At 62.1% G+C, this 24008-nt stretch carries 25 protein-coding genes; 14 read left to right on the top strand and 11 right to left on the bottom strand.

Going from position 1 to position 24008, the window contains the following annotated elements:
* Positions 1 to 392 precede the first annotated feature (392 nt).
* The 11 genes from B0E50_RS15645 to B0E50_RS15605 all read left to right on the top strand — a co-directional run bounded on the left by B0E50_RS15645 (position 393) and on the right by B0E50_RS15605 (position 7311).
* Positions 393 to 875: a hypothetical protein gene (locus tag B0E50_RS15645; RefSeq protein WP_077442266.1), complete on the top strand. Its 483-nt coding sequence runs from the start codon at positions 393 to 395 to the stop codon at positions 873 to 875.
* Between the two features lie 412 nt (positions 876 to 1287).
* Positions 1288 to 1578, top strand: a complete 291-nt coding sequence (locus tag B0E50_RS18040) for a hypothetical protein (RefSeq protein WP_139350896.1) — start codon at positions 1288 to 1290, stop codon at positions 1576 to 1578.
* Between the two features lie 77 nt (positions 1579 to 1655).
* A complete protein-coding gene (locus tag B0E50_RS15640) occupies positions 1656 to 2021 on the top strand; it encodes an Imm50 family immunity protein (protein WP_077442265.1) in 366 nt (121 codons plus the stop codon).
* A gap of 17 nt (positions 2022 to 2038) precedes the next feature.
* Entirely contained in the window at positions 2039 to 2395 is a 357-nt protein-coding gene (locus B0E50_RS15635) for a hypothetical protein (RefSeq protein WP_139350603.1), read from the top strand.
* 60 nt (positions 2396 to 2455) lie between these two features.
* On the top strand, positions 2456 to 2917 hold the full coding sequence (locus B0E50_RS15630; RefSeq protein WP_077442263.1) for a hypothetical protein: 462 nt from the start codon (positions 2456 to 2458) through the stop codon (positions 2915 to 2917).
* Positions 2918 to 2955: 38 nt separating this feature from the next.
* The gene (locus B0E50_RS18035; protein ID WP_139350895.1) at positions 2956 to 3231 is read left to right on the top strand and encodes a hypothetical protein; all 276 of its coding nucleotides are present in this window, start codon (positions 2956 to 2958) and stop codon (positions 3229 to 3231) included.
* A 76-nt stretch (positions 3232 to 3307) separates the two neighbouring features.
* Entirely contained in the window at positions 3308 to 3829 is a 522-nt protein-coding gene (locus B0E50_RS15625; RefSeq protein WP_077442262.1) for a hypothetical protein, read from the top strand.
* A gap of 523 nt (positions 3830 to 4352) precedes the next feature.
* Positions 4353 to 5162: a GIY-YIG nuclease family protein gene (locus tag B0E50_RS15620; RefSeq protein WP_077442261.1), complete on the top strand. Its 810-nt coding sequence runs from the start codon at positions 4353 to 4355 to the stop codon at positions 5160 to 5162.
* 71 nt (positions 5163 to 5233) lie between these two features.
* Entirely contained in the window at positions 5234 to 5638 is a 405-nt protein-coding gene (locus tag B0E50_RS15615) for a GFA family protein (protein WP_077442260.1), read from the top strand.
* Between the two features lie 64 nt (positions 5639 to 5702).
* Positions 5703 to 6152, top strand: a complete 450-nt coding sequence (locus B0E50_RS15610) for an aldehyde-activating protein (RefSeq protein WP_077442259.1) — start codon at positions 5703 to 5705, stop codon at positions 6150 to 6152.
* A 100-nt stretch (positions 6153 to 6252) separates the two neighbouring features.
* Complete coding sequence (locus tag B0E50_RS15605; RefSeq protein ID WP_217343300.1) at positions 6253 to 7311, top strand: NADP-dependent oxidoreductase; 1059 nt, start codon at positions 6253 to 6255, stop codon at positions 7309 to 7311.
* A 19-nt stretch (positions 7312 to 7330) separates the two neighbouring features.
* On the opposite strand, the gene B0E50_RS15600 is transcribed toward B0E50_RS15605, so the two are convergent.
* The 7 genes from B0E50_RS15600 to B0E50_RS15570 form a co-directional block, all read right to left on the bottom strand.
* Positions 7331 to 8125, bottom strand: a complete 795-nt coding sequence (locus B0E50_RS15600; protein ID WP_077442257.1) for an SDR family oxidoreductase — start codon at positions 8123 to 8125, stop codon at positions 7331 to 7333.
* A 152-nt stretch (positions 8126 to 8277) separates the two neighbouring features.
* On the bottom strand, positions 8278 to 11172 hold the full coding sequence (locus B0E50_RS15595) for a GGDEF domain-containing phosphodiesterase (protein ID WP_077442256.1): 2895 nt from the start codon (positions 11170 to 11172) through the stop codon (positions 8278 to 8280).
* A gap of 119 nt (positions 11173 to 11291) precedes the next feature.
* Complete coding sequence (locus B0E50_RS15590) at positions 11292 to 12314, bottom strand: LacI family DNA-binding transcriptional regulator (RefSeq protein ID WP_077442255.1); 1023 nt, start codon at positions 12312 to 12314, stop codon at positions 11292 to 11294.
* Between the two features lie 124 nt (positions 12315 to 12438).
* Complete coding sequence (locus tag B0E50_RS15585) at positions 12439 to 13860, bottom strand: sugar porter family MFS transporter (protein ID WP_077442254.1); 1422 nt, start codon at positions 13858 to 13860, stop codon at positions 12439 to 12441.
* A gap of 115 nt (positions 13861 to 13975) precedes the next feature.
* Complete coding sequence (gene ybaL, locus B0E50_RS15580) at positions 13976 to 15682, bottom strand: YbaL family putative K(+) efflux transporter (protein WP_077442253.1); 1707 nt, start codon at positions 15680 to 15682, stop codon at positions 13976 to 13978.
* Positions 15683 to 15855: 173 nt separating this feature from the next.
* Complete coding sequence (recQ, locus tag B0E50_RS15575) at positions 15856 to 17670, bottom strand: DNA helicase RecQ (protein WP_077442252.1); 1815 nt, start codon at positions 17668 to 17670, stop codon at positions 15856 to 15858.
* 74 nt (positions 17671 to 17744) lie between these two features.
* Positions 17745 to 18086, bottom strand: a complete 342-nt coding sequence (locus tag B0E50_RS15570) for an MGMT family protein (protein WP_077442251.1) — start codon at positions 18084 to 18086, stop codon at positions 17745 to 17747.
* Between the two features lie 81 nt (positions 18087 to 18167).
* On the opposite strand from B0E50_RS15570, the gene B0E50_RS15565 reads away from it, so the two are divergent.
* Entirely contained in the window at positions 18168 to 18572 is a 405-nt protein-coding gene (locus B0E50_RS15565; RefSeq protein ID WP_077442250.1) for a hypothetical protein, read from the top strand.
* Positions 18573 to 18580: 8 nt separating this feature from the next.
* Here the strand turns inward: B0E50_RS15565 and B0E50_RS15560 are convergent, their stop codons facing one another.
* Both B0E50_RS15560 and B0E50_RS15555 read right to left on the bottom strand, forming a co-directional pair.
* Entirely contained in the window at positions 18581 to 19699 is a 1119-nt protein-coding gene (locus tag B0E50_RS15560) for an inorganic phosphate transporter (protein WP_077442249.1), read from the bottom strand.
* Positions 19700 to 19789: 90 nt separating this feature from the next.
* Positions 19790 to 20419: a pit accessory protein gene (locus B0E50_RS15555; RefSeq protein WP_077442640.1), complete on the bottom strand. Its 630-nt coding sequence runs from the start codon at positions 20417 to 20419 to the stop codon at positions 19790 to 19792.
* A gap of 120 nt (positions 20420 to 20539) precedes the next feature.
* Between B0E50_RS15555 and B0E50_RS15550 the strand changes: the two genes are divergently transcribed.
* On the top strand, positions 20540 to 21862 hold the full coding sequence (locus B0E50_RS15550) for a hemolysin family protein (protein ID WP_077442248.1): 1323 nt from the start codon (positions 20540 to 20542) through the stop codon (positions 21860 to 21862).
* 105 nt (positions 21863 to 21967) lie between these two features.
* On the opposite strand, the gene B0E50_RS15545 is transcribed toward B0E50_RS15550, so the two are convergent.
* Both B0E50_RS15545 and purE read right to left on the bottom strand, forming a co-directional pair.
* A complete protein-coding gene (locus tag B0E50_RS15545) occupies positions 21968 to 23143 on the bottom strand; it encodes a 5-(carboxyamino)imidazole ribonucleotide synthase (RefSeq protein WP_077442247.1) in 1176 nt (391 codons plus the stop codon).
* Positions 23140 to 23643: a 5-(carboxyamino)imidazole ribonucleotide mutase gene (gene purE, locus B0E50_RS15540; RefSeq protein ID WP_077442246.1), complete on the bottom strand. Its 504-nt coding sequence runs from the start codon at positions 23641 to 23643 to the stop codon at positions 23140 to 23142. Before purE ends, B0E50_RS15545 begins: the two co-directional genes overlap by 4 nt.
* Before the next feature lie 68 nt (positions 23644 to 23711).
* On the opposite strand from purE, the gene B0E50_RS15535 reads away from it, so the two are divergent.
* Positions 23712 to 23984 carry a Trm112 family protein gene (locus tag B0E50_RS15535; RefSeq protein ID WP_077442245.1) on the top strand — a complete coding sequence of 91 codons (273 nt, stop codon included), beginning with the start codon at positions 23712 to 23714 and terminating at the stop codon, positions 23982 to 23984.
* Positions 23985 to 24008 lie beyond the last annotated feature (24 nt).

Here is a 24008-nt window from a genome sequence, read left to right as displayed (position 1 = left end):
TAACATCTCGTTCAAGGCGGACGCCTCCGGCGCCGCTTAACTCCAGCGTTAGCGCCCTATGACCTTGGCTCGAATACCAACTTGGTTTTTCACCGTAACCTCAGTGACGCTTGGTTTCATCGCATCACTCATGGTGGTAGTCGCATTCAGCACTGCGTCACTGCATTTTGCTCATTGCGGCCCTAGCGACCTTTCATCACCAGAGCAGTATTGTCGTGGCGCTTCGCAACTTCTTATTGCCGGCTACGTCGTATTCTTGGCTTCGGTAGTGTTTGCTGCTGCGGCGGTCTGGCTTTGGGTTATGCGTCGTGGCAGGCTCTAACTACTCGTCCAAGCGGACGCGCGTACCGCGCGCCGCTTAACTCAGGCGTTAGGCCGCAGAAAAGCCCGCGATGATCGAATATCGAGTCACAAAGTACGACCCAGCCAACCGCAATGTCGGAGGAGCGTCCACTCTCCCCGAGTGGACCTCGTTTAGCGACATCGGCTGCATGTTCAATGGATCACCGCTGTCTGAAGCCGAGTATCTGCAGGTTGAAAACGCCTACATCGTTTCCGCTCTTGAATTCCTTCGTGAGTCTGGTATTTCTTCACTGGCGGTTCGCGAACTGGAGAACCATCGCGGGGCGCCGCTGACATTTGGCGAGGGTTCAAACCTATCGCTAGATCAACTCAAAACTGCACTTTCACGCATACTAAGAGAGGAATTCTGGTGCAAGCTTGAGGGGCGAGATTCGTTCATCCACATTGGGTACGACTACTATATGTACGTTGGCGTGCCGGCGTGTTGCTCCAGGGCAGAGCAAGTTGCTAGCGGCCTCGGTCTGTTCGTAGAGCCATTCCAGTCGCCATACGGTGGCATGGGTGCGGCCTAACAATTCGTTCAAGGCGGACGGCTATGCCGCCGCTTAACTCCAGCGTTAGGCCTCCCATAGCGCATGTACTGCACACAATCGGCGAAAACCCTTGGCCACTTTCACTCCACACACCATGAAACAAGTTTTCACCCTTGTCGCAAAAACCATTTGCATATTGTTGCTTGGCCTCGCGCTTGAAGGTTGCTTGCAGCTGGGCTTCAACAAAAGCGGTTTCTATTGCACTGAAGGTCCGACTGATGTGGCACCTTCTTGCTTTGGACACTCTGCACCAAAATCGCCAACCAGCGCTTCGGCAGCAAAGGCAACTTCACCCAAGCAGGTTGGTCCAACTGAGCCCTAACATCTCGTTCAAGGCGGACGGCTTCGCCGCCGCTTAACTCCAGCGTTAGAGCCTATGGAGCTTATGTACATGGAACGGACCAAAGCAGCAAATCTGGCTTTGCTTTTAGTTGCCCTAGGTTGGCTGCTCGCGTTCTACGGCGTCATGTCGCAAGTCGGCGATCCTGGCCCCACCATTTCGCCCGCACAGATCGACGCCAATCGACTACGATCATTTGCAATCCTACTTGTTGGCATCGTGTGTCTTCTAAGTTCGTTATGGCTATCTGGTTATAGTTTTATGGTGGCCAAAGTGCGCTCTATCGTGTCAGCGGCTGCAGTAGTGTTGCCTTCAATCGGTGTTGTCTTGAGCTTGCTGTAGTGGCAGTACGCTCTAACTACTCGTTCAAGGCGGACGGCTACGCCGCCGCTTAACTCAAGCGTTAGGCACCATAAGAAATGATTTCGCACGCCGAACTTGTCGAGTCCATCTTTGGCTACTGGCCCGAATTTTCGGACGGCCGTATCGAGTTTTTCTCGTTCGAACAGCCTGGCATCGTCTGTCTCAGAATTTTCTACATCGACTCCAATATCCAAAAAGCAGCTGCCGTCAGCCTTCGGTTCACCGGCGTTATCGACATAGATCTTTCTGAGGTTCTCTCGGAGAACGTAATCGACGTTCTAAGCGTCTCTTCTACATCTCCTGCTATCGTTACCATTGAGGGGTGTTACGGTCTGTGCGGCACGTTCAAATGCACCTCGGCAGAGGTCACGAGTGTGGTGCCTAACAATTCGTTCAAGGCGGACGGCTACGCCGCCGCTTAACTCAAGCGTTAGGTGCCATGGAAACTTTGAGGCTGTCATTAACGCAAGAAGACTTGGAGCGTTTCTTCGGTGCAGCTCCATCCAAGTCCGATGCCGATGTTCCATGGCCATACAACGGGCTCACTTTCAATTTCTCTGGCGACCCATATCAGGTCATCTTCTACATCATGCCGTCGTACAGGCACGTAGAGCTGTCCATTCGTTGCGCCAACGAACTTACCTATCAACTCACTGCCTCTGCAGTTAGCGACCTCCGTGTGCTCGGCGGCCCGACTCATGACACACTGGAAATCGTCATCTCGTCCAAAGACAGCGTCTTCATTCGCTTACTTCCATCGGTGCTCGTCGCTCAGCAAGTCGGCGGTGGCACCTAACTACTCGTTCAAGGCGGACGCCTCCGGCGCCGCTTAACTCAAGCGTTAGGCGCTCGTTTCATGACAGAGATCGAGTTCATTCGAGAGATGGATTGCCGTTTCCCATACGAGGATTGGGAGAAGTGCCTTTCGCTTATGGAGCTGGGCGCCAGCATCTCGGCGAATTCGGCATTCATGGTGCTTCATGAGATTTGCCGTCCGCCGCGTTCAAAGAAGATCAAAGTTCATCTCCTCAAGGCGTTGCTTGACGCTTGGCAGGAGCGCTTCACTCACCCCTTGGTGCAAGTTGTTCTTCCCGCAGCAGAAGCACTCATGCACCGTAAAACCATTTCGGTTATAGATGCTCTCAACACAATGAGGTCAGTGGCGCGCTACCAGGATCAGTACAACGCTTTGGCGCTTCCATACTTTGCTAGCGATGACGACGTGGACGAAACAGTCGAAGCCTTATACAAAGAGACAATTCTTAGGTGGCAGACGCCTAACAACTCGTTCAAGGCGGACGCCTCCGGCGCCGCTTAACTCCAGCGTTAGGGGGCAAAGTGTCGCAGCAATACTTCGTGATTGTCCTTGAGCCTGAGTTTGCAGAGCAACGCGGCCGGCTGCTGCAAGAACTCATCCGCTCCGGTGTGCCAGTAGACGCACCTGAAACAAAATTTCTGCTCTGCTCAAAGTGTGATGTATCGGGGCGAATGGTCGAGCTTGAGGTTGAGCCTCATAGTCACGGCGAGAAACACATGCTATTTGTGCATCACAAAGATATTTCACTTGTACTTCAAATCCACGATCCTAAAAAACCACTCGGTTTCCTATCGTCTAATGAGCCGCGGGAGTAACTGCCGTGTTGCCCCCTAACATTTCGTTCAAGGCGGACAGCTTCGCCGCCGCTTAACTCCAGCGTTAGGGGGCAGGATGAAGATCACGGTATTTGCGTTTCTTTTAGCCGCAGCCTTACCCGCCGTCGCGGGTGGCTTTGGTCCATGGTCCTTCGGCATGACCGCTGACCAGATCCGCGCGGTAACCGCTTCCGGTCCCTACCGCTCGTTCTCCAACGGAGACCTCGAAACCTATAACGGTGAATTTGGAGGCAAGAAAGAGAACGTCCAGTTCTTCCTAAAGGACAGCCTGCTTGCGCGGGTTGGTGTCTACACCTACGAAGGAACAGATCTTTCCGCCGCTACTCAGGCTTGGGCCCACACCTACTCAACGTTGCAAGCCGAGTACGGTCAGATTGAGACACCCAACTATCAAGGCCAAACCGCCGAAACGCTCGGAAAGGCGGCAGGCGCTATCGTTGCAGCTGGCGGTAAGGCGCAAATGGCACCGGTAGTCCAGCCCAAGGATGCTTTCGTGTTCAGCTCCTTTGCCAGTTATGCGCACGATGGCATTACCTATTACACGGTCACGGTCAACTATGACCAGCCAGCCCCCTAACAATGCATTCAAGCCGAACTCGTGTCGCTCCACAAACAGCATGGCAGGTAGAGCTTGCCATGCTGTTTGCTCCGCCACACGAGTCGGCTTAATTTAAGCGTTAGCCGTCAGGAGAAGGAATGCCTCGCTTTAGAGTGATCGTTACCGGAACAGGTATGGATATTCCGCCGGAAGGTTACACTGGCTTCGCCACGACACGGTTCGTGAGAACGACGTCGGCAAAGGACGCTGCTCGGCAAGCGCTGTCTTTAGTAGCGGAGTCTGTGCGGGTCGAGCCAGCATTCAACTTATCTCCATCTCCGTCGCTTTCTGTCCATGCGGTCATCCCTGTTCGCAGCCCACTTAAACGCTCTCGACCCAACAGCGGTTATACGTTCGTCGGCTCCGATGCCGAACTGGCGGATGCTCTAGACATCGAGCGCAAGGCAGGAGCCGGGTGGTTGCTGTAATGGGCTGCACGGCTAACAATTCGTCCAAGCGGACGCGCGTACCGCGCGCCACTTAACTCAGGCATTAGGTGGCCATGACAGATCACAGCTACTACGTGTACGTCTATATCGATCCTCGAAATTACGAGGAGTTCTACTATGGCAAGGGCAAAGGTTCTCGGCGCTTTGCTCACCTCGCCGACGACAGTGATTCCGAGAAAGTCACGCGCATTCGTGCCATAAGGGCCGAAGGGCTCTCACCCATCATTCGTACAGTGGCTGCCGGCCTTACCGAGGCAGAAGCGCATTTAATTGAAACAACGCTTATCTGGAAGCTCGGAAAGAGCCTCACCAACAAAGCAGCGGGGCACTTCGTCTCACTTTTCCGACCTCATAACACCTTGCATCGAGAGTTGTCAGCCTTCGACTTCCAGAATGGCATCTACTACGTCAATGTTGGTGAGGGAGCTCACCGCAACTGGGATGACTGTCACCGGCTTGGGTTCCTTTCTGCGGGTCAAGGACCGCAGTGGAGAGACCAGATACTCGACCTCGCCGAGGGCGATATCGTTGTTCCTTATCTAAAGCGCAAGGGTTACGTCGGTGTTGGCAAGGTTCTAGCTCGTGCCGTGCCGTATCTTGACTTCCGCCATGAAGGCCGTTTGCTTGGAGACTTCAATCTCGCCGCACCACATATGTCGGAAAACTCTGATGATCTAGCCAACTCGGAGTACATCTTGCGGGTGGAGTGGGTTGCTGCTGTTCCTAGATCGGAGGCCAAGTGGCAGTCCAACTCAGGGCTTTTCACCACTCAACTCGTGCGTGCCTCGCTTGATCGTCAGCCGACCACCGTGGCCTTCATAGAAAAAGCATTCGGTGTCCGTCTTCAAGAGCTGGCCACCTAACAATTCGTTCAAGGCGGACGGCTTCGCCGCCGCTTAACTCCAGCGTCAGGCCTCATCAGGAGGAATCAGCAGTGCTCAAGGAAGTTGGCGGAGTCGCCATACAACCCAAGCATCGGGCTACTTGCCATTGCGGCTCAGTGGAGCTGGAATTAGACCTTCCGGATGGCATCGTCGATCCGAGACGTTGCGACTGCTCCATTTGCAGGCGCAAAGGTGCTGTCGTTGCGTCCGTACCGTTGAGCGGCATCCGCATCGTCAAGGGAGCCGAGTACCTCAAGCTCTATCAATTCAACACTCTCACGGCCAAGCACTACTTTTGCTCGAACTGCGGCATCTACACGCATCATCAACGCCGTTCAAACCCGGAGCAATATGGCTACAACGTTGGCTGCCTTGAGGGTGTCAATCCCTTCGCCATTCCAGATGTTCCCACAAATGACGGCGTCAACCATCCAGCGGATCGGCATGAGGCCTGACATCTCGTTCAAGGCGGACGGCTTCGCCGCCGCTTGACTCCAGCGTCAAACCCCAGGTGCAACGATGTCGCCATTGAGCAATGCATTTGCGTTTCAAGGTGGCTGTCACTGCGGCCAGCTTCGCATGACCTTTTCAACCGCCTTGGACCCGGCAAGCATTATTCCTCGAGCCTGCGACTGCTCGTTCTGTCAAAAGCACGGTGCCGCCTACGTTTCAGATCCAGCCGGGCAATTGTCCGTCGTCATGCAGAGCCCAAATGCGCTGCGTCGATATCGGCAGGGATCAAATACCGCTGAATTCCTGCTCTGCGATCGATGCGGCGTACTGGTTGCCGTCGTCTTTGAGCACAACGCCTGCATGTACGGAGCTGTGAACGCACGCTCCCTCGAAGAGCCTACCGGCTTTGCGAGTGCAGTCCCGGCTTCACCGCAATCGCTGGCGCCTGCTGAAAAGGTCGCACGATGGTCGCAACTGTGGATTCCGGATGTTGAGCTGGTCACGTCCGGCACCTGACAATTCGTTCGAGGCGCATAGCTTCGCCACCACTTGATTCCAGCGTTCGGCGAAAATCAGCGCGCAAGACACCAGGGCAAGTCGAAGGACGATCGAGCAGATGCAACGTGAAGAAGTAGAAGCCATCGATAACCAAGGGCTGCCCCAGAGCATGCAGGCATTCGCATTGAAGGCCTACGGTGGCCCTGAATGCACGAGCCTGACGCAAGTAGCGCTACCTGAGCCTGCCTCACGACAGTTGCTCGTCAGGGTGCGTGCCGCGGGCCTGAACCCGGTGGACTTCAAGACTCGCCGGGGCGACTTGCGGCCTGTGCAACGCTATCGACTGCCAGTCGTTCTTGGCAACGAGCTGGCGGGTGAGGTGGTCGCGTGCGGCGAACAGGTACAGCGTTTTCGTGTCGGTGACCGGGTGTTCGCACGCGTCGACAAAAGCGCCATGGGCGCATTCGCCCAGTTCGCAGTCGTCGAGGACGACCATGCCGCCGTGATGCCCGCGAACCTCGACTTCGCAACGGCCGCCGCCATTCCCCTCGCCGGACTCACCGCACTGCAAGCCCTGCGCGACGAACTGCGCGTTGCGAGCGGGCAGCGCATCTTCATCTCCGGCGGCGCCGGCGGCGTGGGCACCTTCGCCATACAGATCGCCAAGCACCTTGGCGCCCAGATTGCGACGACCGCTTCGCCACGGGGCGAAGCACTGGTGCGACAGCTTGGCGCCGACACGGTCGTGGACTACACGAAAGAATCGCCCGGAACAGTACTCTCGGGATTCGACGGTGCATTTGATCTTGTCGGCGGCCACGCTCTCGAGCAGGCGTTCGCCATGGTGCGCCCGGGCGCCACCGTCGTCAGCGTCGCCGGCATGCCCGAGCCACAAACAGCATCGAAGGACCTGGGACGCGGGCTGGGGTTGCAGGCGCTGTTCTGGGCAGCGAGCCTCCCGCTCAGACTCCGCGCCCGCCAGCACGGGGTGCGCTACCGCTATCTCTTCATGCACCCGAGCGGCGAGGACTTGTCCGAGCTCGGGCGCCTTGTTGATGCCGGTGCGCTCAAGGTGATTGTCGACAGCGTATATCCCTTCGAGCGCATTGCCGAGGCGATGTCCAGGCTTGAAGCGGGACATGCCAAGGGCAAGATTGTCGTCACCATGCCCGGGTAATCAAAGCGCACTGCGCTCATCAGATCACTGACCGCACCACGCCGCCATCCACGCGCATCGCCGCACCGGTGGTGGCCGAGGCCTGTTCCGAGGCGAGATACACCGCTAGATTCGCGACTTCCTCGACGGTGGCCAGACGTTTGATCAGCGATGACGGGCGATGGGTGGCGATGAAGTCGCGTTCGACCTGCTCCAGCGGCACGCCCTGCTCCGCCGCGATCTTGCCGAAGAAATCGCCGACGCCTTCCGAACGCGTCGGGCCGGGCAGGATCGCGTTGACGGTGACGCCGGTGCCGGCCAGCGATTCGGCGAGGCCGCGCGACACCGCAAGCTGGGCGGTCTTGGTGGTGCCGTAGTGAACCATCTCGGCGGGAATCTGCACGCCCGACTCGCTGGAGATGAATTGCACGCGACCCCAGCCGCGCTGTGCCATGCCCTGCGCGTAATGCCGCGCCAGCCGCACGCCACTCATCACGTTGACCTCGAAGAAGCGCAGCCAGTCCTCGTCGGTGATATCGAAGAATGCCTTCGGCTCGAAGATGCCGAGGTTGTTGACCAGGATGTCGGTCTGCGGCACCTGCGCAATCAAATGCTCTGCACCTTCGCGGGTGCCGAGATCACCGGCTACGCCGCTGAGGCGCGCACCACTGACGTTCTTCGTGATGCTGGCAATGGCTTCGTCAACACGCGCCGATGTGCGCCCGGTGATGACGACGTGCGCACCCGCCGCCGCGAGGCCACTGGCGATCGCCAGGCCGATGCCGGCAGTGGAACCCGTGACGATTGCGTGGCGATTGCTCAAGTCGATATGCATGAAAGTTCTCCGGCAAAAATGACGACGCGACGCAAGGTCACGTACTGCAATGCTCCGTGTTGAGGGCGCAACGCTGAAGAATCAAGTCAGGACACGACGGGTGCGAATCCAGCATGCTCATGAAACGAAGATGGCCGCTACCGGCAACACCGCTAGTACGTCTTCTGCGGCATGTCGAAAAACCCTTCAGCTTCGTGCGCCGGCAACGCCGTACCCAGATGATTGCCCTGCAATTCGTCGCAACCCATCTGGGCAAGAAAGGACGCCTGCGCCGACGTCTCCACGCCTTCGGCGGCCACCGTCATGTGCAACTGATGAGCGAGTTCGATGATGGTTTGCGCAATCGCACCGTCATCGGTATCCGCTGGCAGGCCACGCACGAAGCTCTGGTCGATCTTGAGCTTGTCGATCGGGAACTGCTTGAGATAGGCCAGGCTGGAATAGCCGGTGCCGAAATCATCGAGCGACAGCCGCGTGCCGAGTGCCTTGAGCTCAGTCAGCACGCGTCGGATCATCACGACGTTTTCCATCAGCGAGCTCTCGGTCATCTCGATGTGCAGCATCGATGCCGGCACGGCATGGCGTCGCAGTGCCGCAGCCACCTTCTCGACCAGACCGGGGCGCTGCAGCTGTTGTGCCGAGATGTTCACCGCCAGGCTGAAATTGCGATGACCTCGATCCAGCCATGTGCGCACTTGTCGACAGGCGGCATCGAGTACCCATTCGCCGATCTCCGGCATCAGGCCAAGCGCCTCGGCCACCGGGATGAAGTCGCCCGGCGTCACCAGGCCGAGCTGCCGGCTGTTCCAGCGCAGCAGCGCCTCAAAACCGCTCAACACACGATCGCCGGCCCGGTGCTGCGGTTGGTAGTAGAGCTCGAGTTCGCCATCGCGGATGGCATCGCGCAGATGGCTGCCGAGGACGAGCCGTTCTTCGAGCGCGCGCATCTGTCCGATGGAAAATTCGGACACCCGGTCGCGGCCGTCCCGCTTGGCCTGTCTCATCGCGCCATCGGCACTGCGCAGCAGGCTCCTGGGCGTATTACCGTGATCGGGCGAATGGCTGATGCCGACGCTTGCGGTAAGCAACAGCCGGTAATCGCGACCTTCGATCGGCACAGCCACCTTCGCGCGCAACCGTTCGGCCAGTTCTAGCACTGCTTGCCGTGACATGCCGCGAACCGCGACGACGAACTTGTCGCCGGCAAAACGGGCGACCTGCCCCTGCCCGTCCAGGCTTGCCTGCAGGCGCTCACCCAGCTGCTTCAGCACATCGTCGCCGGTCGCGTAACCGACGGACTCGTTGACCACCTGGAAACGATCCGGTCCAACGATCAACACCCAGACCGGCGCCGCCTTATCCTGCAGCATCACGGCGAGGGCACGCTCCAGTATCAGGTGATGCGGCAGGCCGGTGACCGCATCGTGGCTGGTGGCATAGGCCAGCTCTGCCTCGGCACGACGACGTTCGGTGATGTCGCGAGCGACGGCGTAGAGCATGCCGTCCGGGGCAGCGAATGAAACCCATTCCAGCCAGAGCTCGCTGTCGTCCTTGCAGACGCAGCGAGTGACGAATTCATGTACCAGCTGCCCCGGCGCACCCAGCGCCGGCAACGGATCCTGATGGCCTGAACCATCCTCGGGCCACAGGAATTCGCGATAACTCCTCGACGTCAGCTCCTCGGCGCTGTAGCCGGTGACGCGTGGCAGCGACGGGTTGAACTGGACGATACGCTCGCGTTTCGGATCGAGGATGCAGAAGATCTCCAGCGACAGCTCGAAGAAACGGTTGCGCTCGCGCAGACGTCCGACCAGACGCGCACTCTCGATCGCGATGCTGGTGACCGGCAGCATGCGGTCGATGTCGTGCAGCTCGTCCAGACGCGGCTCGCGCTGCTCGCGGTAATACACGGCAAACGTGCCGAGTATCTCGCCATGACTGCCGAACACCGGCGTCGACCAGCAGGCTTTCAGCCCATGAGCCAGCGCTGGCGCCTTGTAGTTCTTCCAGTAGGGATGCGTGGCGATGTCCGCCACCACGACACGCTCGCCACGCCACACGGCGGTACCGCACGAGCCATGCGCCTCGCCGACTTCCTGCCCGTGCACGGCCCGGTTGTATGCCTCGGGCAGGCTCGGCCCGGCACCGTGCAACACGTGCCGTCCATCGCCATCGAGCAGCAACAGCGAGCACAACGCCCCGGGATTGAGTGTCTCGTGCAGGCGTGCGATGTGTTCCAGACTCTCCAGCAGTGGCCGATGTGCCGCAATTCCGACCAGGATCTCGTGCTGACCGGCACCCAGTTGCTCCGCACGCTTGCGCTCGGTGATGTCCCGGCACGCCCCCAGCATGCGCACGGGGCGACCGGCTTCGTCGACATCCACGGTACCGCGGCTCAGCAGGGTGCGCTCGACGCCGTCCGGGCGCACGATGCGTTCCTCGAACTCGAACGGTTGCTGATCTCTGGCCGCCTGCTCGATGATCTGCTGCACGCGCGTGCGGTCCAGCGGATGCACCCGTTCGAGATAGGCTTCGAACGTGGCAGCATGGCGCTCCGGCACCGGCAGCACACCGTAGATGCGGTACAGCTCGGCCGACCAGGTCACCTTGTTGCTGGCGATATCCCATTCCCAGCTGCCGATATGCGCCACCTGCTGCGCCTGATCGAGCATGCGCTGGTGCTGCTGCAGCGCCTGCTCGGCCTGCTTGCGCTCGGTGATGTCGAGGAAGCAGATGGTCAGGCCGTCCGCCGACGGGTAGACATGACTCTCGAACCAGCGGTTGTCCCGCGGGTAGAACGCCTCCAGCCGGACCGGGCGCTGCTCGGCCATCGCCTGCTCATACGCGCGGCGAAGCGGCTGTTCGAAACCCTCGGGAAATTCCGTCCAGACAGGTGTGCCGATCAGCTCCGCGGCCGGACGACCGAAGAATTCGCAGGCCCGCGCATTCAGACAGATGCAGCGCCAGTCTCGGTCCAGCGCCACGCAGGCGTCCGTGATGCGCTCGAACACCTGATGAAACTCCAACTCGGGCTGGGTACGTTCCATGGGGTGCGTGATCCTGCCGGAGGATGACCGGAAAGCCGCGGCAGGTTAAGCGAAGCGACGCATGTGCCGCAATGCGGATTTTCCCCAGGTCATCGCGGAGTGCTGTGCAGCGCCGGCGCTCAACGCAGGCTGGATCGCCGCACCATCAACTTCACCGGCAAAACCTGGCTTTCCACCGGCTCACTGCGGATCAGGCTGAGCAGGCTGCCGACGAGGGCCTCGCCAGCCAAACGGGTGTCCTGCAGGATCGTGGTCAATGGCGGATTGACGAAGCTGGCCATGGCGATGTCGTCGAAGCCGACCAGAGCCACATCCTGCGGCACACGCAGGCCGTGGTCGCTGAGCGCGTGCATGGCGCCGATCGCGATCAGGTCGCTGGCGGCGAACACCGCGTCGAAACCGGTCTCGCGCATGATCAGCGCGCGCATCGCCTCGTAGCCGGAGCGCTCGGTGCTCTCGGCGTTCTCCTGCAAATCCGCATCGAGTTCCACGCCAGCCTGCTGCAGGGCATCGGCATAACCGCGATAGCGCGCGAAGAATTCCGGATAGTGACTGGAAGCATCGCCGAGGAAGGCGATGCGGCGGCAACCACGCTCCAGCAGGTGCTCGGCCACGGCTTGGCCGCCACGGAAGTTGTCGCAGCCGATCGAGACCCCCGGCTGATCGGGCAGCACCGCCCCCCACCGAACGAAGCGGGTGCCCTGGGCGACCAGTTTCTCCAGCTTGTCGCAGTAGGCCAGGTAGTCGCCATAGCCGAGCAGAATCAGGCCATCAGCCTTCTTGCTGTCGGCGAAGTCGGCATGCCAGTCGCGCGAGAACTGCTGGAACGAGATCAGCAGATCGTAGCCATGCAGCGCGCAAGCGCGGGTGATCGAGCCGAGCATCGACAGGAAGAACGGGTTGATGTGCGACTCGTCGGCGGTAGGGTCCTCGAAGAACAGCAGCGCCAGCGTGCCGGTATGCATACGGCGCAGGTTGGAGGCGTTCTTGTCGAGCTTGTAGTTGAGCTGCTCGGCGGCGACTTCGATGCGTCGCCGGGTTTCCTCATTGACCAGCGGGCTGCCGCGCAACGCACGCGACACCGTGGCCTGGGAGACCCCGGCCAGATGGGCGATATCGATGGAAGTCGCTTTTCCCTTCATGCGCAGCCTTCGGAGCGGCTTGCAAACGGATTGCCGGCCGTTCCGAATCCTAGCTGCTTTTCCAGCGACCTGCCCCTTTCGCCCGACACCGGCCGTGACAGGAGTGCTCAGGGCCGGCCGCGGCTCAGGCGTGCATGTCCTCCAGCTCGATACCCTTGGTTTCGCGCACTGCATACATCACGAACAGGAATGAGAGCAAGGCAAAACCGGCATACAGGCCATAGGCGAAGGTCAGGCCGATCTCGGCCAGCGCCGGGAAGCTGCTGGTAATCACGAAGTTGGCCAGCCACTGTGCCGCGGCGGCCACCGCCAGCGCAGTGGCGCGGATGCGGTTGGGGAACATCTCGCCCAGCAACACCCATACCACGGGCCCCCAGCTCACCCCGAAGAACACCACATAGGCATTCGCCGCGACCAGGGCGACCACGCCGGTCGAGCCGGGCAGGCTCAACGCCGCGCCGCTGCCGGTGGCCTGCGAGAAACACCAGGCCATCATCCCCAGGGTAATGGCCATGCCGGCCGAACCGATCGCCAGCAGCGGCTTGCGGCCGATCTTGTCGACCAGGGCAATCGCCACCAGGGTCACCAGCACGTTGACGATCGAGGTGGCCACGGTGATCGCGAAGGAATCGGTCTCGCTGAATCCGACCGAATGCCACAGCGTCGACGAGTAGTAGAAGATCACATTGATGCCGACGAACTGCTGGAAGACCGACAGTAGGATGCCAACCCAGACCACCGGCAGCAGGCCGGCAGCCTTGCCGCGCAGATCGCTCAGGCGAGGTTTGTGTTCCGAACGCAAGCTGTTCTCGATATCGCGCAGCTTGCCGTCCAGCGCTGCGTCGTTGTGCATGTTCAGCACGCTCTGCAACACCACGCGCGCCTCGGCCAGTCGACCTTTGGCGACTAGGTGACGAGGCGATTCCGGTACGCCCAGCACCAGGGTGCCGTAGATCAGCGCCGGCAGCACTGCTGCCAGGAACATCCAGCGCCAGGCCGACAATCCCAGCCACAAGTCATGCGACGCGCCGCCGGCAGCGCCAGCCAGCCACGCATCACTGAGCAACGCAGCGAAGATGCCGAGCACGATCGCCAGCTGCTGCATCGAACCCAGCCGACCGCGGATGTAGGCGGGGGACACTTCGGCGATATAGGTCGGTGCAATCACCGAGGCCACGCCAACGCCGATGCCGCCGACCAGTCGCCACAGGATCAGGTCCCATACCGCTGTCGCCAGGCCCGAGCCCAGCGCGGCCGCCACCAGCAGGACAGCCGCCACCTGCATGGTGCGTACACGCCCCCAGCGGTTCGCCAGCATGCCGGCATACCACGCGCCCAGTGCCGAACCCAGCAAGGCGCAGGACACGGCAAATCCGATCTGCGCCGCATCGAGCGAGAAGCTGCCCCGGATCGCATCGACCGCGCCGTTGATCACCGCCGTGTCGAAACCGAACAGGAATCCACCAAGTGCTGCCGCCGCCGAGATCAATACCACCCGCGCAGTCGCGCGCTGTCCCAATCCATCTGTCGCGTCCACTGTGCTCATCGCGTCTCCCCAACGTTCATGGCATCAAGAATGTGCGCCGAGTCTGCACCGTGGCCCCTGGCGTGTCCGGCTGAATACGTATGCAGTGTCGGCCGCAGGCGGTCGTGCATGGAGTTCAGGCAAGGCCCGGTGCCGACTCACCCGCGCGCAGATGTTCGAGCATGCAGCGCGCCAGTTCGGGTTCGGCCAGCACAACCAAGGTAGCACCCTGCTGCTGCAGATGTTCCATGCAGGCATCGGAATCGGCACGGGCGATGATCTGCAGCTGCGGATTCGCCAGGCGTGCCACCCGTACCACTTCGCCGCTCTCGAAGGCATCGGGCAGCGTCACCACCAGCGCGCGTGCGTGGGCGAGATTGGCAGCTTCAAGCACATCGTCCCGCGCTGCGTTGCCGACGATCGTCTCGATGTCTTGCTGGCGCAGCATCGCGACCCGCTCCTTTTCCTCTTCCAGCACAAGCACCGCATCGCCCTGCTCCTGCAGTGCCTCGCCTACCAGACGCCCCACCCGGCCGTAGCCGGCCACCACCACATGCCCGCTCAACGCACTGGTGACGAGGATTTCCGATGCCGGTTCGATGCTCGCAGGCACAACCACATCACCGTGTTGCCGTACTTCACGCGCATCCAGCCAGGGCTTGGCGCGATCGAGCAGCTTGAACAGCAACGGGTTGATCAGGATCGACAGGATCGCGGCGGCCAGCAACACATCCTGCGCTTCCTTCGATACCAGGTTCTGCGCCACGCCCACGCCAATCAGGATGAACGAGAACTCGCCGATCTGCGCCAGGCTGGTAGCAATCGTCAGTGCGGTGCGCAACGGCCGTCCCGACATCAGCACGATGCCGAACGCCGCCAGCGACTTGCCGATCACGATGATCGCCAGCGCCGCCAGTACCACCAGCGGTTCGGTCAGCACTACGTGATAGTTGAACAGCATGCCGATCGAGACGAAGAACAGCACCGCGAACGCATCGCGCAACGGCAGGGTTTCCTCGGCGGCACGCTGGGCCAGTTTCGATTCGCCCATCATCATGCCGGCGAAGAACGCACCCAGCTCGAACGACACACCGAACAGGCCAGCCGCGCCGAACGCGACACCCAGTGCGATCGCCAGCACGGCGAGGCGAAACAGTTCGCGCGAACCGGTATATGCGACGACCTTGAGGATCCACGGGATAAGTCGCTTGCCGACTACCAGCATCAGCGCGACGAACAGCACGACCTTGCCGATGGTCAGCGCGACCGTACCGGCGATCGCTGCAAACGACAGGGTTGTACCACCCTGCTCGCCACCACCCAAGGCCGTTCCGATCGCCGGCAGCAGCACCAGCGCCAGCACCATCGCGAGATCCTCGACGATCAGCCAGCCGATCGCGATGCGTCCGCGTTCGGTTTCCATCAGGCGACGCTCTTCCATCGCGCGCAACAACACCACGGTGCTGGCCACCGACAACGCCAGACCGAACACGAAACTTTGCGCAAACGGCCAGCCCAGACCCCAGCCAAGCAACATGCCGAGCACGGTGGCCACTGCCATCTGGCCGAGCGCACCAGGGATCGCGATGTTCTTGACCGACAGCAGATCCTTCAGAGAAAAGTGCAGGCCCACGCCAAACATCAACAGCACCACGCCCAGTTCGGCCAGCTGGTGCGCCAGATGGCCGTCGGCAACATAGCCCGGCGTGAATGGTCCAACCACCACGCCAGCCATCAGATAGCCGGCCAGCGGCGGCAGCTTCAGCTTGTGCGCGAGAGCCGCGAAAACGAATGCCAGCACGATGCCGCTGACAAGGGTGGCAATGAGTGGGGCGTCATGCATGCGCGATCCTTATCACAGTACAACCATGTCACAGTACAACCATGGAAACCGCACGACATGGCAGCCGTGCGGCATGCAAATGCGTGCGTCGCCATCGCGACGACGCTGGGCTGCACGTGCAAGTTCCTTCAGTTGTAAGGGCGATCCGTGGCCAGCGCAAGCGCCACGAACACTTATTCCTGCGCGTTGATCACCGCGAGGAAATCACGGCCATAGCGCTTGAGCTTGGCTTCGCCGACACCACTGATGGTGGCGAGCTCGTCTTCATTCGCCGGCAATGCGCGCAGCATCGCCAGCAAGGTGGCATCGTGGAATACCACGTACGGGGGTACGCCCTGCTGCTTGGCCAGCTGCGTGCGCAACGCGCGCAGCTCGTCCCACATCGACTGCTCGTAGGCCTCGATGCCGAGGCTGCCGCCGGTGACGAGCTTGCTGTCGCGACGACGGCGACCGCCACGTTCGGGGCGCGCATCCTCGCGCAGCTTCACCGACTGGCCGCCGCTGAGCACGGCGCGGCTGGCGGTGGTCAACCGCAGCGTGCCATAGCCTTCGGCATCCGCCTCCAGCAAACCCGCGGCAAGCAACTGCCGGAACACCGAACGCCACTGCTTTTCGTCCATCTCCGCACCGATGCCGAACGTGCTCAGCCGGTGGTGGTCGAGGCTCAGCACGCGCTCGGTTTCCTCGCCGCGCAACACGTCGATCACGTGGCCGGAGCCGAAACGCTGGCCCGTGCGATACACCGCCGACAACGCCTTCTGCGCCGGCACCGTGGCGTCCCAGGTTTTCGGCGGCGCGATGCAGTTGTCGCAATGGCCGCAGGGGCCCGGATAGCTTTCGCCGAACGTGCCCAGCAGCAGCTGGCGCCGGCAACCGGTGGCCTCGGCATAGGCCAGCAACGACTCCAGCTTCTGCCGCTCGACCCGCTTGCGCTCGTCGGCCGACTCGGACTGCGCGATCATCTGGCTCATCGTCACCACGTCGGACAGGCCGTAGATCATCCACGCCTCGGCCGACAGGCTGTCGCGGCCGGCACGGCCGGTTTCCTGGTAATAGCCCTCGATGCTGCGCGGCAGATCCAGGTGCGCCACGAAGCGCACGTCGGGCTTGTCGATGCCCATGCCGAACGCGACGGTGGCGACCATCACCACGCCGTCCTCGCGCAGGAAGCGCTGCTGGTTCTTCGCGCGCGTGGCTGCATCCAGCCCCGCGTGATACGGCAATGCCTCCACGCCGAGTTCGGCAAGCCACTCGGCGGTGTTGTCCACCTTCTTGCGGCTGAGGCAGTAGACGATGCCTGATTCCCCCTCGTGCCCCTGCAGGAACTCGGTGAGCTGGCGCTTCGCGTTGTGGCGCAGGCCAACCCGATAGCCAATGTTCGGCCGGTCGAAGCTGGACACGAATTGCCGCGCCTGCTGCAACGACAGGCGCTCGACGATCTCCTCGCGCGTGCGCGGATCGGCAGTGGCAGTGAGTGCGATCCGCGGCACCTCGGGGAAGCGCTGATGCAGGATCGCCAGCTCGCGATATTCCGGACGAAAATCGTGACCCCACTGCGATACGCAGTGCGCTTCGTCGATCGCGAACAACGCCACTTCGGTGCGTTCGAGTTGGCCGAGAAAACGCGGCGTGAGCAACCGTTCCGGTGCCACGTAGAGCAGGTTGAGCTCACCTGCCAGCAGTTGCCGTTCGACCTCGCGCTGCTCGTCCGCACCAAGACTGGAGTTGAGATAGGCAGCCGAAACGCCCGCCTCGCGCAGCGCGTCGACCTGGTCCTGCATCAACGCGATCAGCGGCGACACCACGATGCCGGTGCCCTGCCGCAGCAGCGCGGGAATCTGGTAGCACAGCGACTTGCCGCCGCCAGTCGGCATCAGCACCAGCGCGTCGCCCCCCTCACTCAGGTGTTCGACGACAGCCTGTTGCTGGCCGCGGAAACTGGGATAACCGAAAACGCTTTGAAGCAGGTCGAGGGCAGAGGCATTCATCGGTGACATGCTAGCAAACCGGGCCAGCCGACCCGACGGCAAAGCCTGCGATGGATCGTCAGAACCACCACCATTCAGGCGTCCGGCATGCCCCACAACGCATGATCGAGATTGCCGTCCAGTCCAAACCGCGACAGCGGCACGCGGCCGTTCTTCACCTCGACGCCTTCGGCCCGCAACCGCCGGGATTGTTCGCGAAAACCACGACTGCCTGGCGGCATCGCAATATGCCCGCTGGAGCGCAACACCCGGTACCACGGCAGTTCCATCCCGTCGGGAACCTCGCCGAGCAGCCGACCGACCAGACGTGCCCGTCCGGGCAGGCCGGCGCGGGCGGCAATGGCGCCATAACTGGCCACGCGACCGGCCGGAATCGCGGCGATGGCGGCGTAGATGCGGGTGGCAACATCATTCATGCGGATTGACTCGAACTTGACGCGACGCGGGCGGGCAGACGTGGCAGAGTAGCAGCGCCTCTCGCCAGCGGAAGTCGCACCATGCGCCACTTCGAAGCCGTGCGTTCCCACATCGGCAGCCAGCACGAGCTGCGCCACAACGATCCCTACCTGATCAGCTTCGACCTGAAACTGGCCCACGATCGCCATCAAGGCATCTATCTGGCCGAGCTTGAGGATGAATCAGGCCGGCGCTACCTGCGCATCTCCACCCCGATCGGGCCGCTGGCCGGCACCGATCCCAGCCGGTGCCTGCGCTTCAACTGGCAGCAGCGCACCGGCTTTCTGGCGGTCGCCGACCTGGATGGCTCACCGTATCTGCATCTATGCGAAAACCGCCCCTACGAATTTCTCGACGGCGCCGAGCTGCAACGTGTCGTTGCCGAACTGGGCACGCTGGGCGACCAGCTGGAACAGATCGTCGTCAGTGGCGGCGACGCACTCTGAACTTGTACTTACATCTCCGTCGCGATTAGCCGCACCAGCCAGTAGGCCAGCAGTGCCGTGACCGGCAGGGTCAGGATCCACGCCCACACCATGCGCTCCACCACCGACCAGCGGATTGCGTTGAAGCGCTTGGCTGCGCCCACGCCCATGATCGAGGCCGACACGTTATGGGTGGTCGACACCGGGATGCCGAACACCGAGGCCGTCAGGATCACCGCCGCCGAGCTGGTTTCGGCGGCGAAGCCGTTGATCGGATGCAGCTTGACCATCTTGTGACCCAGCGTCTTGATGATGCGCCAGCCACCACCGGCGGTACCGGCAGCCATGGTCAGCGCGCACACCACCTTCACCCAGACCGGGATGGCGAAGCCGCCGGCGGTATCCTCGGCGATCCGAATGAATCCCAGCCACTGTGGCAACTGGTCGAACTGGTGCGCCGCGGTGCCGCCGGCCAGCGCCAGCGCGATGATGCCCATGCTCTTCTGCGCGTCGTTCATGCCGTGCGCCACGCCCATCGCCGTGGCGGAGACAATCTGTGCCTTGCCGAAAAAGCTGTTGACGAACGGTGTGCGGCCGAGCCGGTGCAGCCAGCCACGCCGATGGGCAAACCAGGCCAGCAGTGCATACAGGCCGCCCATCAACGCGAAGCTGATGATGAAGCCACCCAGCGGCGACAGCACCATCGGGATGATCACCTTGGGGATCACACCATGCCCGGTGATCCAGTTGCCCTGCACCCAGATCACCGAACCGAAGTTGTTGCTTGACGCAGCCAGCGCGGCACCAATCAGCGAACCGACCAGCGCGTGGCTGGAACTGGACGGCAGGCCCAGCCACCAGGTGATCAGGTTCCACACGATCGCCGCCAGCAAGGCGCAGATCACCAGTTGCGGACCCACCGCGATCACCCCGCTGTTGATCAGCCCCGAAGCGATCGTGGCTGCCACGGCGGTGCCCAGCAACGCGCCGATCAAGTTGGTCACCGCCGCCAGCAGCACCGCCTGGCCGGGCGTGAGCACCTTGGTCGCCACCACCGTGGCGATCGAATTGGCGGTGTCGTGAAAACCGTTGATATAGGTAAAGGCCAGTGCAATCAGCACTTCCGCCACGACCAGGCTGAGGCTCATGCGTGATCTCCGGTGGCGCTCGGCTCAGCCCCCTGGAGCCTCCCGGCCACGACCGGGCAACATGCGAGAGTGGGGTTCACGATGGAGCCCTCAGGAATTCTTCAGCACGATCGAATAGACGATGTTGCCGACGTCGCGGCACTTGTCGATGGCCTTCTCGATCAGCTCGAACAGATCCTTCGCCAGCACTGCGCGCATCACGTCGCCACCCTCGACATACAAGGTGCGATAGGGCGACAACAGCATGCGGTCACCTTCCGACTCGAGCGCCTGCAGGCGATCCTGCAATTTCTTCACCGGATCGATGCGCAGGCCGCGGCGCAGCTCGCCGATCATCTCGGCAACCACTTCGCTGGAACGCTCCAGCACCAAAGCACGCTGGGCAAAGTCCACCCCCGCCAGACGCTCGGCGACGATTTCGTAGCGTTCGGCGAATTTCTCGATCGTCTTGGGAATTTTGTACAGCGCCGAATTCAGCGCTTCGATGTCCTCGCGGTCCAGCGCGGTGACGAAGGTGTTCACCAGTCCCTCGCTGATCTGCGCGGCCAACTCTTTTTCGCGCGCACGGGTCGCCGTGAAGGCAGCCATCACCGAGCCCTGACCCGGCTTGTTCAAAAGTTCATGCAGGGCCTTGGCGCTTTCGCAGACGGTGGCTGCGCTTTGTTCGAGCAAGCCATAGAACTTGTCGCCTTTGCCGAAAATCGTCTGCAGTGAAAACATGCTGGCCATGCCTGAGGGGTACGGAATGACAGGCATGTTACAGGACTGCCATGCTGCCCCGCACCACTGCAGGCCGCGTGCCCTTACACTGTGGCGCATGACACCCCTATCATTGCCGCGATGCTGACCGAAATCGCGCTCGTCCTCGTCCTGGCCCTGTGCAACGGCTTTTTCGCGCTGTCGGAAATGGCGCTGGTCGCTTCGCGCAAGAGCCGGCTCAAGCAGATGGCGAAAACCAGTCGTCGTGCCGCCCTGGCCCTGCGCCACGCCGAAGCCCCCGAGCACTTCCTGTCCACCATCCAGGTCGGCATCACCCTGCTGATGCTGGCTACCGGTGCAATCGCCGGCGACGCGCTGGGCAGCCACATCGCCGAGGCCCTTCAGGCTGAAGGACTGGCGTGGCTGGCACCGTACACGCGGATCCTCGGCATCCTGCTGGGATTCGTGCTGATCTCGTTCATCCAGATCGTGGTCGGTGAGCTGGTACCGAAGCGGCTGGCCCTGTCGGCGCCTGAGCGCTTCTCGTCCTATGCAGCGATTCCGATGCTGCTGCTGTCGCGGCTGACCGCGCCGTTCGTGTGGTTGCTGAACATATCGAGCAACGGACTGCTGCAGCTCTTGCGGGTCAAGCAGCATGGCCAGGGTGTGGTGACCGAGGAGGAGATCCGCCTGCTGGTGGCCGAGAGCGCTGAACAGGGCGTGCTCGACCCGGACGAGCACAACATGGTCAATCGCGTGCTGCGCCTGGGCGACCGCACGGTGGACAGCGTGATGACGCCGCGCATGCGCATCGCCTGGCTGGACATGGCAGCGCCACGCGAGGAGAACATCGCGGTGCTGCGGCAGACACCGTATTCGCGCTACCCGGTGTACCGGAATGACGAAAGCGACGTGGTCGGCGTGGTCGAGGTCAAACGCCTGCTGCACGGTTTTGCCGACGGCAGGCTGGAGATGTTCGAGCACCTGTCCAAGCCGCTGTTTGTGCCTGCGACGGCGCGCGCGCTGGATCTGCTGGAAGAGTTTCGCGACGCCGAGACGCCACTGGCGCTGGTGGTCGACGAATATGGCGACATCGAAGGCGTGGTCACCGTCAACGACCTGCTGGCCGCCGTGGTCGGCGCCAGCCAGATCGGCCATGCCGGCGACGCCGAGGACGCTCCGATCGTGCAGCGCGCGGATGGCAGCTGGCTGATCGACGGCAGCCTGTCCACCGACGATCTGCGCGAATTGCTGCAGGTCGGCGAATTGCCCGGCGAGCAGGAGCACGACTTCCGCACCGTCGCCGGCATGGTCATGACCGCGCTCGGGCATATCCCGCAGACCGGCGAGGTATTCGCATGGCATGGCATCCGGTTCGAAGTGGTCGACCTCGACGGTGCGCGCATCGACAAGCTGCTGGTCACCCCGGCGCCGTCACGCGAACCGTCGGACGACGAGCAGTAGGTTCCAGCCTGTTCGCTACCGCTTGAACCACAACTACCGGAAACCTCGAAAAACCTCCCGAGGCCGTCATTCCCGTGAAAACGGGAATGACGGCAAAAAAGCAGGCTATTCGAGGCTTCCATACGAGGGCGGGAGTGCCTGAAGCACCGGCGCCGCCTGCGCCGTGCGCCCAAGCATGCCGGCCAGTGCGTCCAGCCGTGCTGCCAACTGCACCGCGTCGGGTGCGCATAATGTGGCATGGCCTACCTTGCGCCCAGGCCGTGCCTGCTTGCCGTAATCGTGCCAATGCGCATCGACAGCCTGCAGCACCGGCGCTGCCGCGGGCAGATCACCGATCCAGTTGAACATTGCCGCCATCCCGCGCGCACCGGTGTCACCCAGCGGCAGGTCGAGCACGGCCCGCACATGGTTTTCGAACTGGCTGGTGTGCGCACCCTCGATCGTCCAGTGACCGGAATTGTGCACGCGCGGCGCCATCTCGTTGCCCAGCAGTTCGCCATCCTTCACGAACAGCTCCAGCGCGAACACGCCCACGTAATCCAGCCGCTCAGCCAGCGTACGTGCCAGCGCGGTGGCGCGCTGCTGCAGCTCCTCGATATCCAGTGCCGGCGCCAGGCTCATGGCCAGCACGCCGTCGGTATGCCAGTTGCGGGTCAGCGGCCAAGTGCGGAAATCGCCATCCCTGCCACGCACCGCGATCACCGACAACTCGCGCTCAAACGGCACGAATGCCTCAAGGATCAGCCCATGCCTGGATGCCTGCGCGCCCAGCGCGGCCCATGCAGCATCGGCATCGGCCACGCTTTTCAGGCGGAACTGGCCCTTGCCGTCGTAGCCCAGCCGGCGTGTCTTGAGGATCGCCGGCGCACCGATCGCGGCCAGTGCCTGATCCAGTTCCTCGCGCGTATCCACCGCCATGAATTCGGGTGTCGGCAAGCCGCACTCGCGGAACAGGGTCTTCTCGGCCAACCGGTCCTGCGCCACGGCCAGCGCCTGCGGCGCAGGTGACACCATCACCCGTGCGGCCAGCCATTGTGCCGTCTCGGCCGGCACGTTCTCGAAATCGAAAGTGACCACATCGACCTGTGCGGCGAACGCTTCAAGCGCTGCATAGTCCACCCAGTCGGCCACCACCAGCGGTGCGACCTGTCCCGCACAGGCATCGGCCGCGCTGTCCACCACCAGGGTCTTCACGCCCAGTGGTGCCGCGGCCAGCGCCAGCATGCGCGCCAACTGGCCGCCGCCAAGGATGCCCAGCACGGGTTGTCGCCGGTTGCTCATTGGCGCGGATCCGGCTGCTCCAGCACCGCCTGGGTCTGACGTGCCCGCCAGCTATCCAGTGCGGCGGCCAGCGCAGGGTCATGCAAGGCCAGCACGGCAGCCGCGAGCAAACCCGCGTTTACCGCTCCGGCCCGGCCGATCGCCAGCGTGCCCACCGGAATGCCGGCCGGCATCTGTGCGATCGACAGCAGCGAATCCATCCCGTTCAGCGCCTTCGACTGCACCGGCACACCGAACACCGGCAACCGCGTCTTGGCCGCCAGCATGCCGGGCAGATGCGCGGCACCCCCGGCACCGGCGATGACCACCTGGATGCCGCGGGCAACGGCCTGTTCGGCATAGCTGAACAACAGGTCCGGTGTGCGGTGCGCGGAGACCACCTGCACCTCGTGCGGCACGCCCAGCTCGGTCAGCACATCGGCCGCGTGCTGCATGGTTTCCCAGTCCGAACGCGAACCCATCACCACGCCGACACAAGGCGGTCTGCTTGTTCCTGTCATGGCCGAGCCATCCAAAAACGGCTATTGTACGGGCTTTCCGGCACCCCGACACCTTCCAGAAAACCATCATGGACAAGCGCCTACTCGACATCCTGTGCTGCCCGGTGAGCAAGACGCCGGTGCGCCCGCTGAGCAAGCACGAACTCGATGCGCTCAATGAGGCGATCGCAGCCGGACAGGTCGACTCGGTCGCCGGCACGGGGGTGCGCGAGCGGATCAGCGAAGCGCTGATCACCACCGATCGCAAGGTGATCTACCGGGTCGAGGATGGCATTCCCGTCATGCTGCCGGAAGAAGGTATCGGCACCATGCAGCTGACCGCCTTTCCCTCTGCACCGTAGGATTCTGCGATACAGAAGCCGCAT

Origin of the sequence: Rhodanobacter sp. C01 (assembly GCF_002001045.1) — a bacterium.
Taxonomy (GTDB): Bacteria; Pseudomonadota; Gammaproteobacteria; order Xanthomonadales; family Rhodanobacteraceae; genus Rhodanobacter.
This window is presented reverse-complemented; position numbering and strand designations above follow the sequence as displayed.

Excerpts from the sequence above, each read along its gene's own strand:
- B0E50_RS15555 (WP_077442640.1), bottom strand. The coding sequence starts at position 20,419 with ATGTTTTCACTGCAGACGATTTTCGGCAAAGGCGACAAGTTCTATGGC.
- B0E50_RS15630 (WP_077442263.1), top strand. The coding sequence starts at position 2,456 with ATGACAGAGATCGAGTTCATTCGAGAGATGGATTGCCGTTTCCCATAC.
- B0E50_RS15585 (WP_077442254.1), bottom strand. The coding sequence starts at position 13,860 with ATGAGCACAGTGGACGCGACAGATGGATTGGGACAGCGCGCGACTGCG.
- B0E50_RS15600 (WP_077442257.1), bottom strand. The coding sequence starts at position 8,125 with ATGCATATCGACTTGAGCAATCGCCACGCAATCGTCACGGGTTCCACT.
- B0E50_RS15625 (WP_077442262.1), top strand. The coding sequence starts at position 3,308 with ATGAAGATCACGGTATTTGCGTTTCTTTTAGCCGCAGCCTTACCCGCC.
- B0E50_RS15545 (WP_077442247.1), bottom strand. The coding sequence starts at position 23,143 with ATGAGCAACCGGCGACAACCCGTGCTGGGCATCCTTGGCGGCGGCCAG.
- purE (WP_077442246.1), bottom strand. The coding sequence starts at position 23,643 with ATGACAGGAACAAGCAGACCGCCTTGTGTCGGCGTGGTGATGGGTTCG.
- B0E50_RS15570 (WP_077442251.1), bottom strand. The coding sequence starts at position 18,086 with ATGAATGATGTTGCCACCCGCATCTACGCCGCCATCGCCGCGATTCCG.
- B0E50_RS15645 (WP_077442266.1), top strand. The coding sequence starts at position 393 with ATGATCGAATATCGAGTCACAAAGTACGACCCAGCCAACCGCAATGTC.
- recQ (WP_077442252.1), bottom strand. The coding sequence starts at position 17,670 with ATGAATGCCTCTGCCCTCGACCTGCTTCAAAGCGTTTTCGGTTATCCC.
- ybaL (WP_077442253.1), bottom strand. The coding sequence starts at position 15,682 with ATGCATGACGCCCCACTCATTGCCACCCTTGTCAGCGGCATCGTGCTG.
- B0E50_RS15620 (WP_077442261.1), top strand. The coding sequence starts at position 4,353 with ATGACAGATCACAGCTACTACGTGTACGTCTATATCGATCCTCGAAAT.
- B0E50_RS15590 (WP_077442255.1), bottom strand. The coding sequence starts at position 12,314 with ATGAAGGGAAAAGCGACTTCCATCGATATCGCCCATCTGGCCGGGGTC.
- B0E50_RS15565 (WP_077442250.1), top strand. The coding sequence starts at position 18,168 with ATGCGCCACTTCGAAGCCGTGCGTTCCCACATCGGCAGCCAGCACGAG.
- B0E50_RS15535 (WP_077442245.1), top strand. The coding sequence starts at position 23,712 with ATGGACAAGCGCCTACTCGACATCCTGTGCTGCCCGGTGAGCAAGACG.
- B0E50_RS15595 (WP_077442256.1), bottom strand. The coding sequence starts at position 11,172 with ATGGAACGTACCCAGCCCGAGTTGGAGTTTCATCAGGTGTTCGAGCGC.
- B0E50_RS15550 (WP_077442248.1), top strand. The coding sequence starts at position 20,540 with ATGCTGACCGAAATCGCGCTCGTCCTCGTCCTGGCCCTGTGCAACGGC.
- B0E50_RS15560 (WP_077442249.1), bottom strand. The coding sequence starts at position 19,699 with ATGAGCCTCAGCCTGGTCGTGGCGGAAGTGCTGATTGCACTGGCCTTT.
- B0E50_RS15610 (WP_077442259.1), top strand. The coding sequence starts at position 5,703 with ATGTCGCCATTGAGCAATGCATTTGCGTTTCAAGGTGGCTGTCACTGC.
- B0E50_RS15640 (WP_077442265.1), top strand. The coding sequence starts at position 1,656 with ATGATTTCGCACGCCGAACTTGTCGAGTCCATCTTTGGCTACTGGCCC.
- B0E50_RS15635 (WP_139350603.1), top strand. The coding sequence starts at position 2,039 with ATGGAAACTTTGAGGCTGTCATTAACGCAAGAAGACTTGGAGCGTTTC.
- B0E50_RS15605 (WP_217343300.1), top strand. The coding sequence starts at position 6,253 with ATGCAACGTGAAGAAGTAGAAGCCATCGATAACCAAGGGCTGCCCCAG.
- B0E50_RS18040 (WP_139350896.1), top strand. The coding sequence starts at position 1,288 with ATGGAACGGACCAAAGCAGCAAATCTGGCTTTGCTTTTAGTTGCCCTA.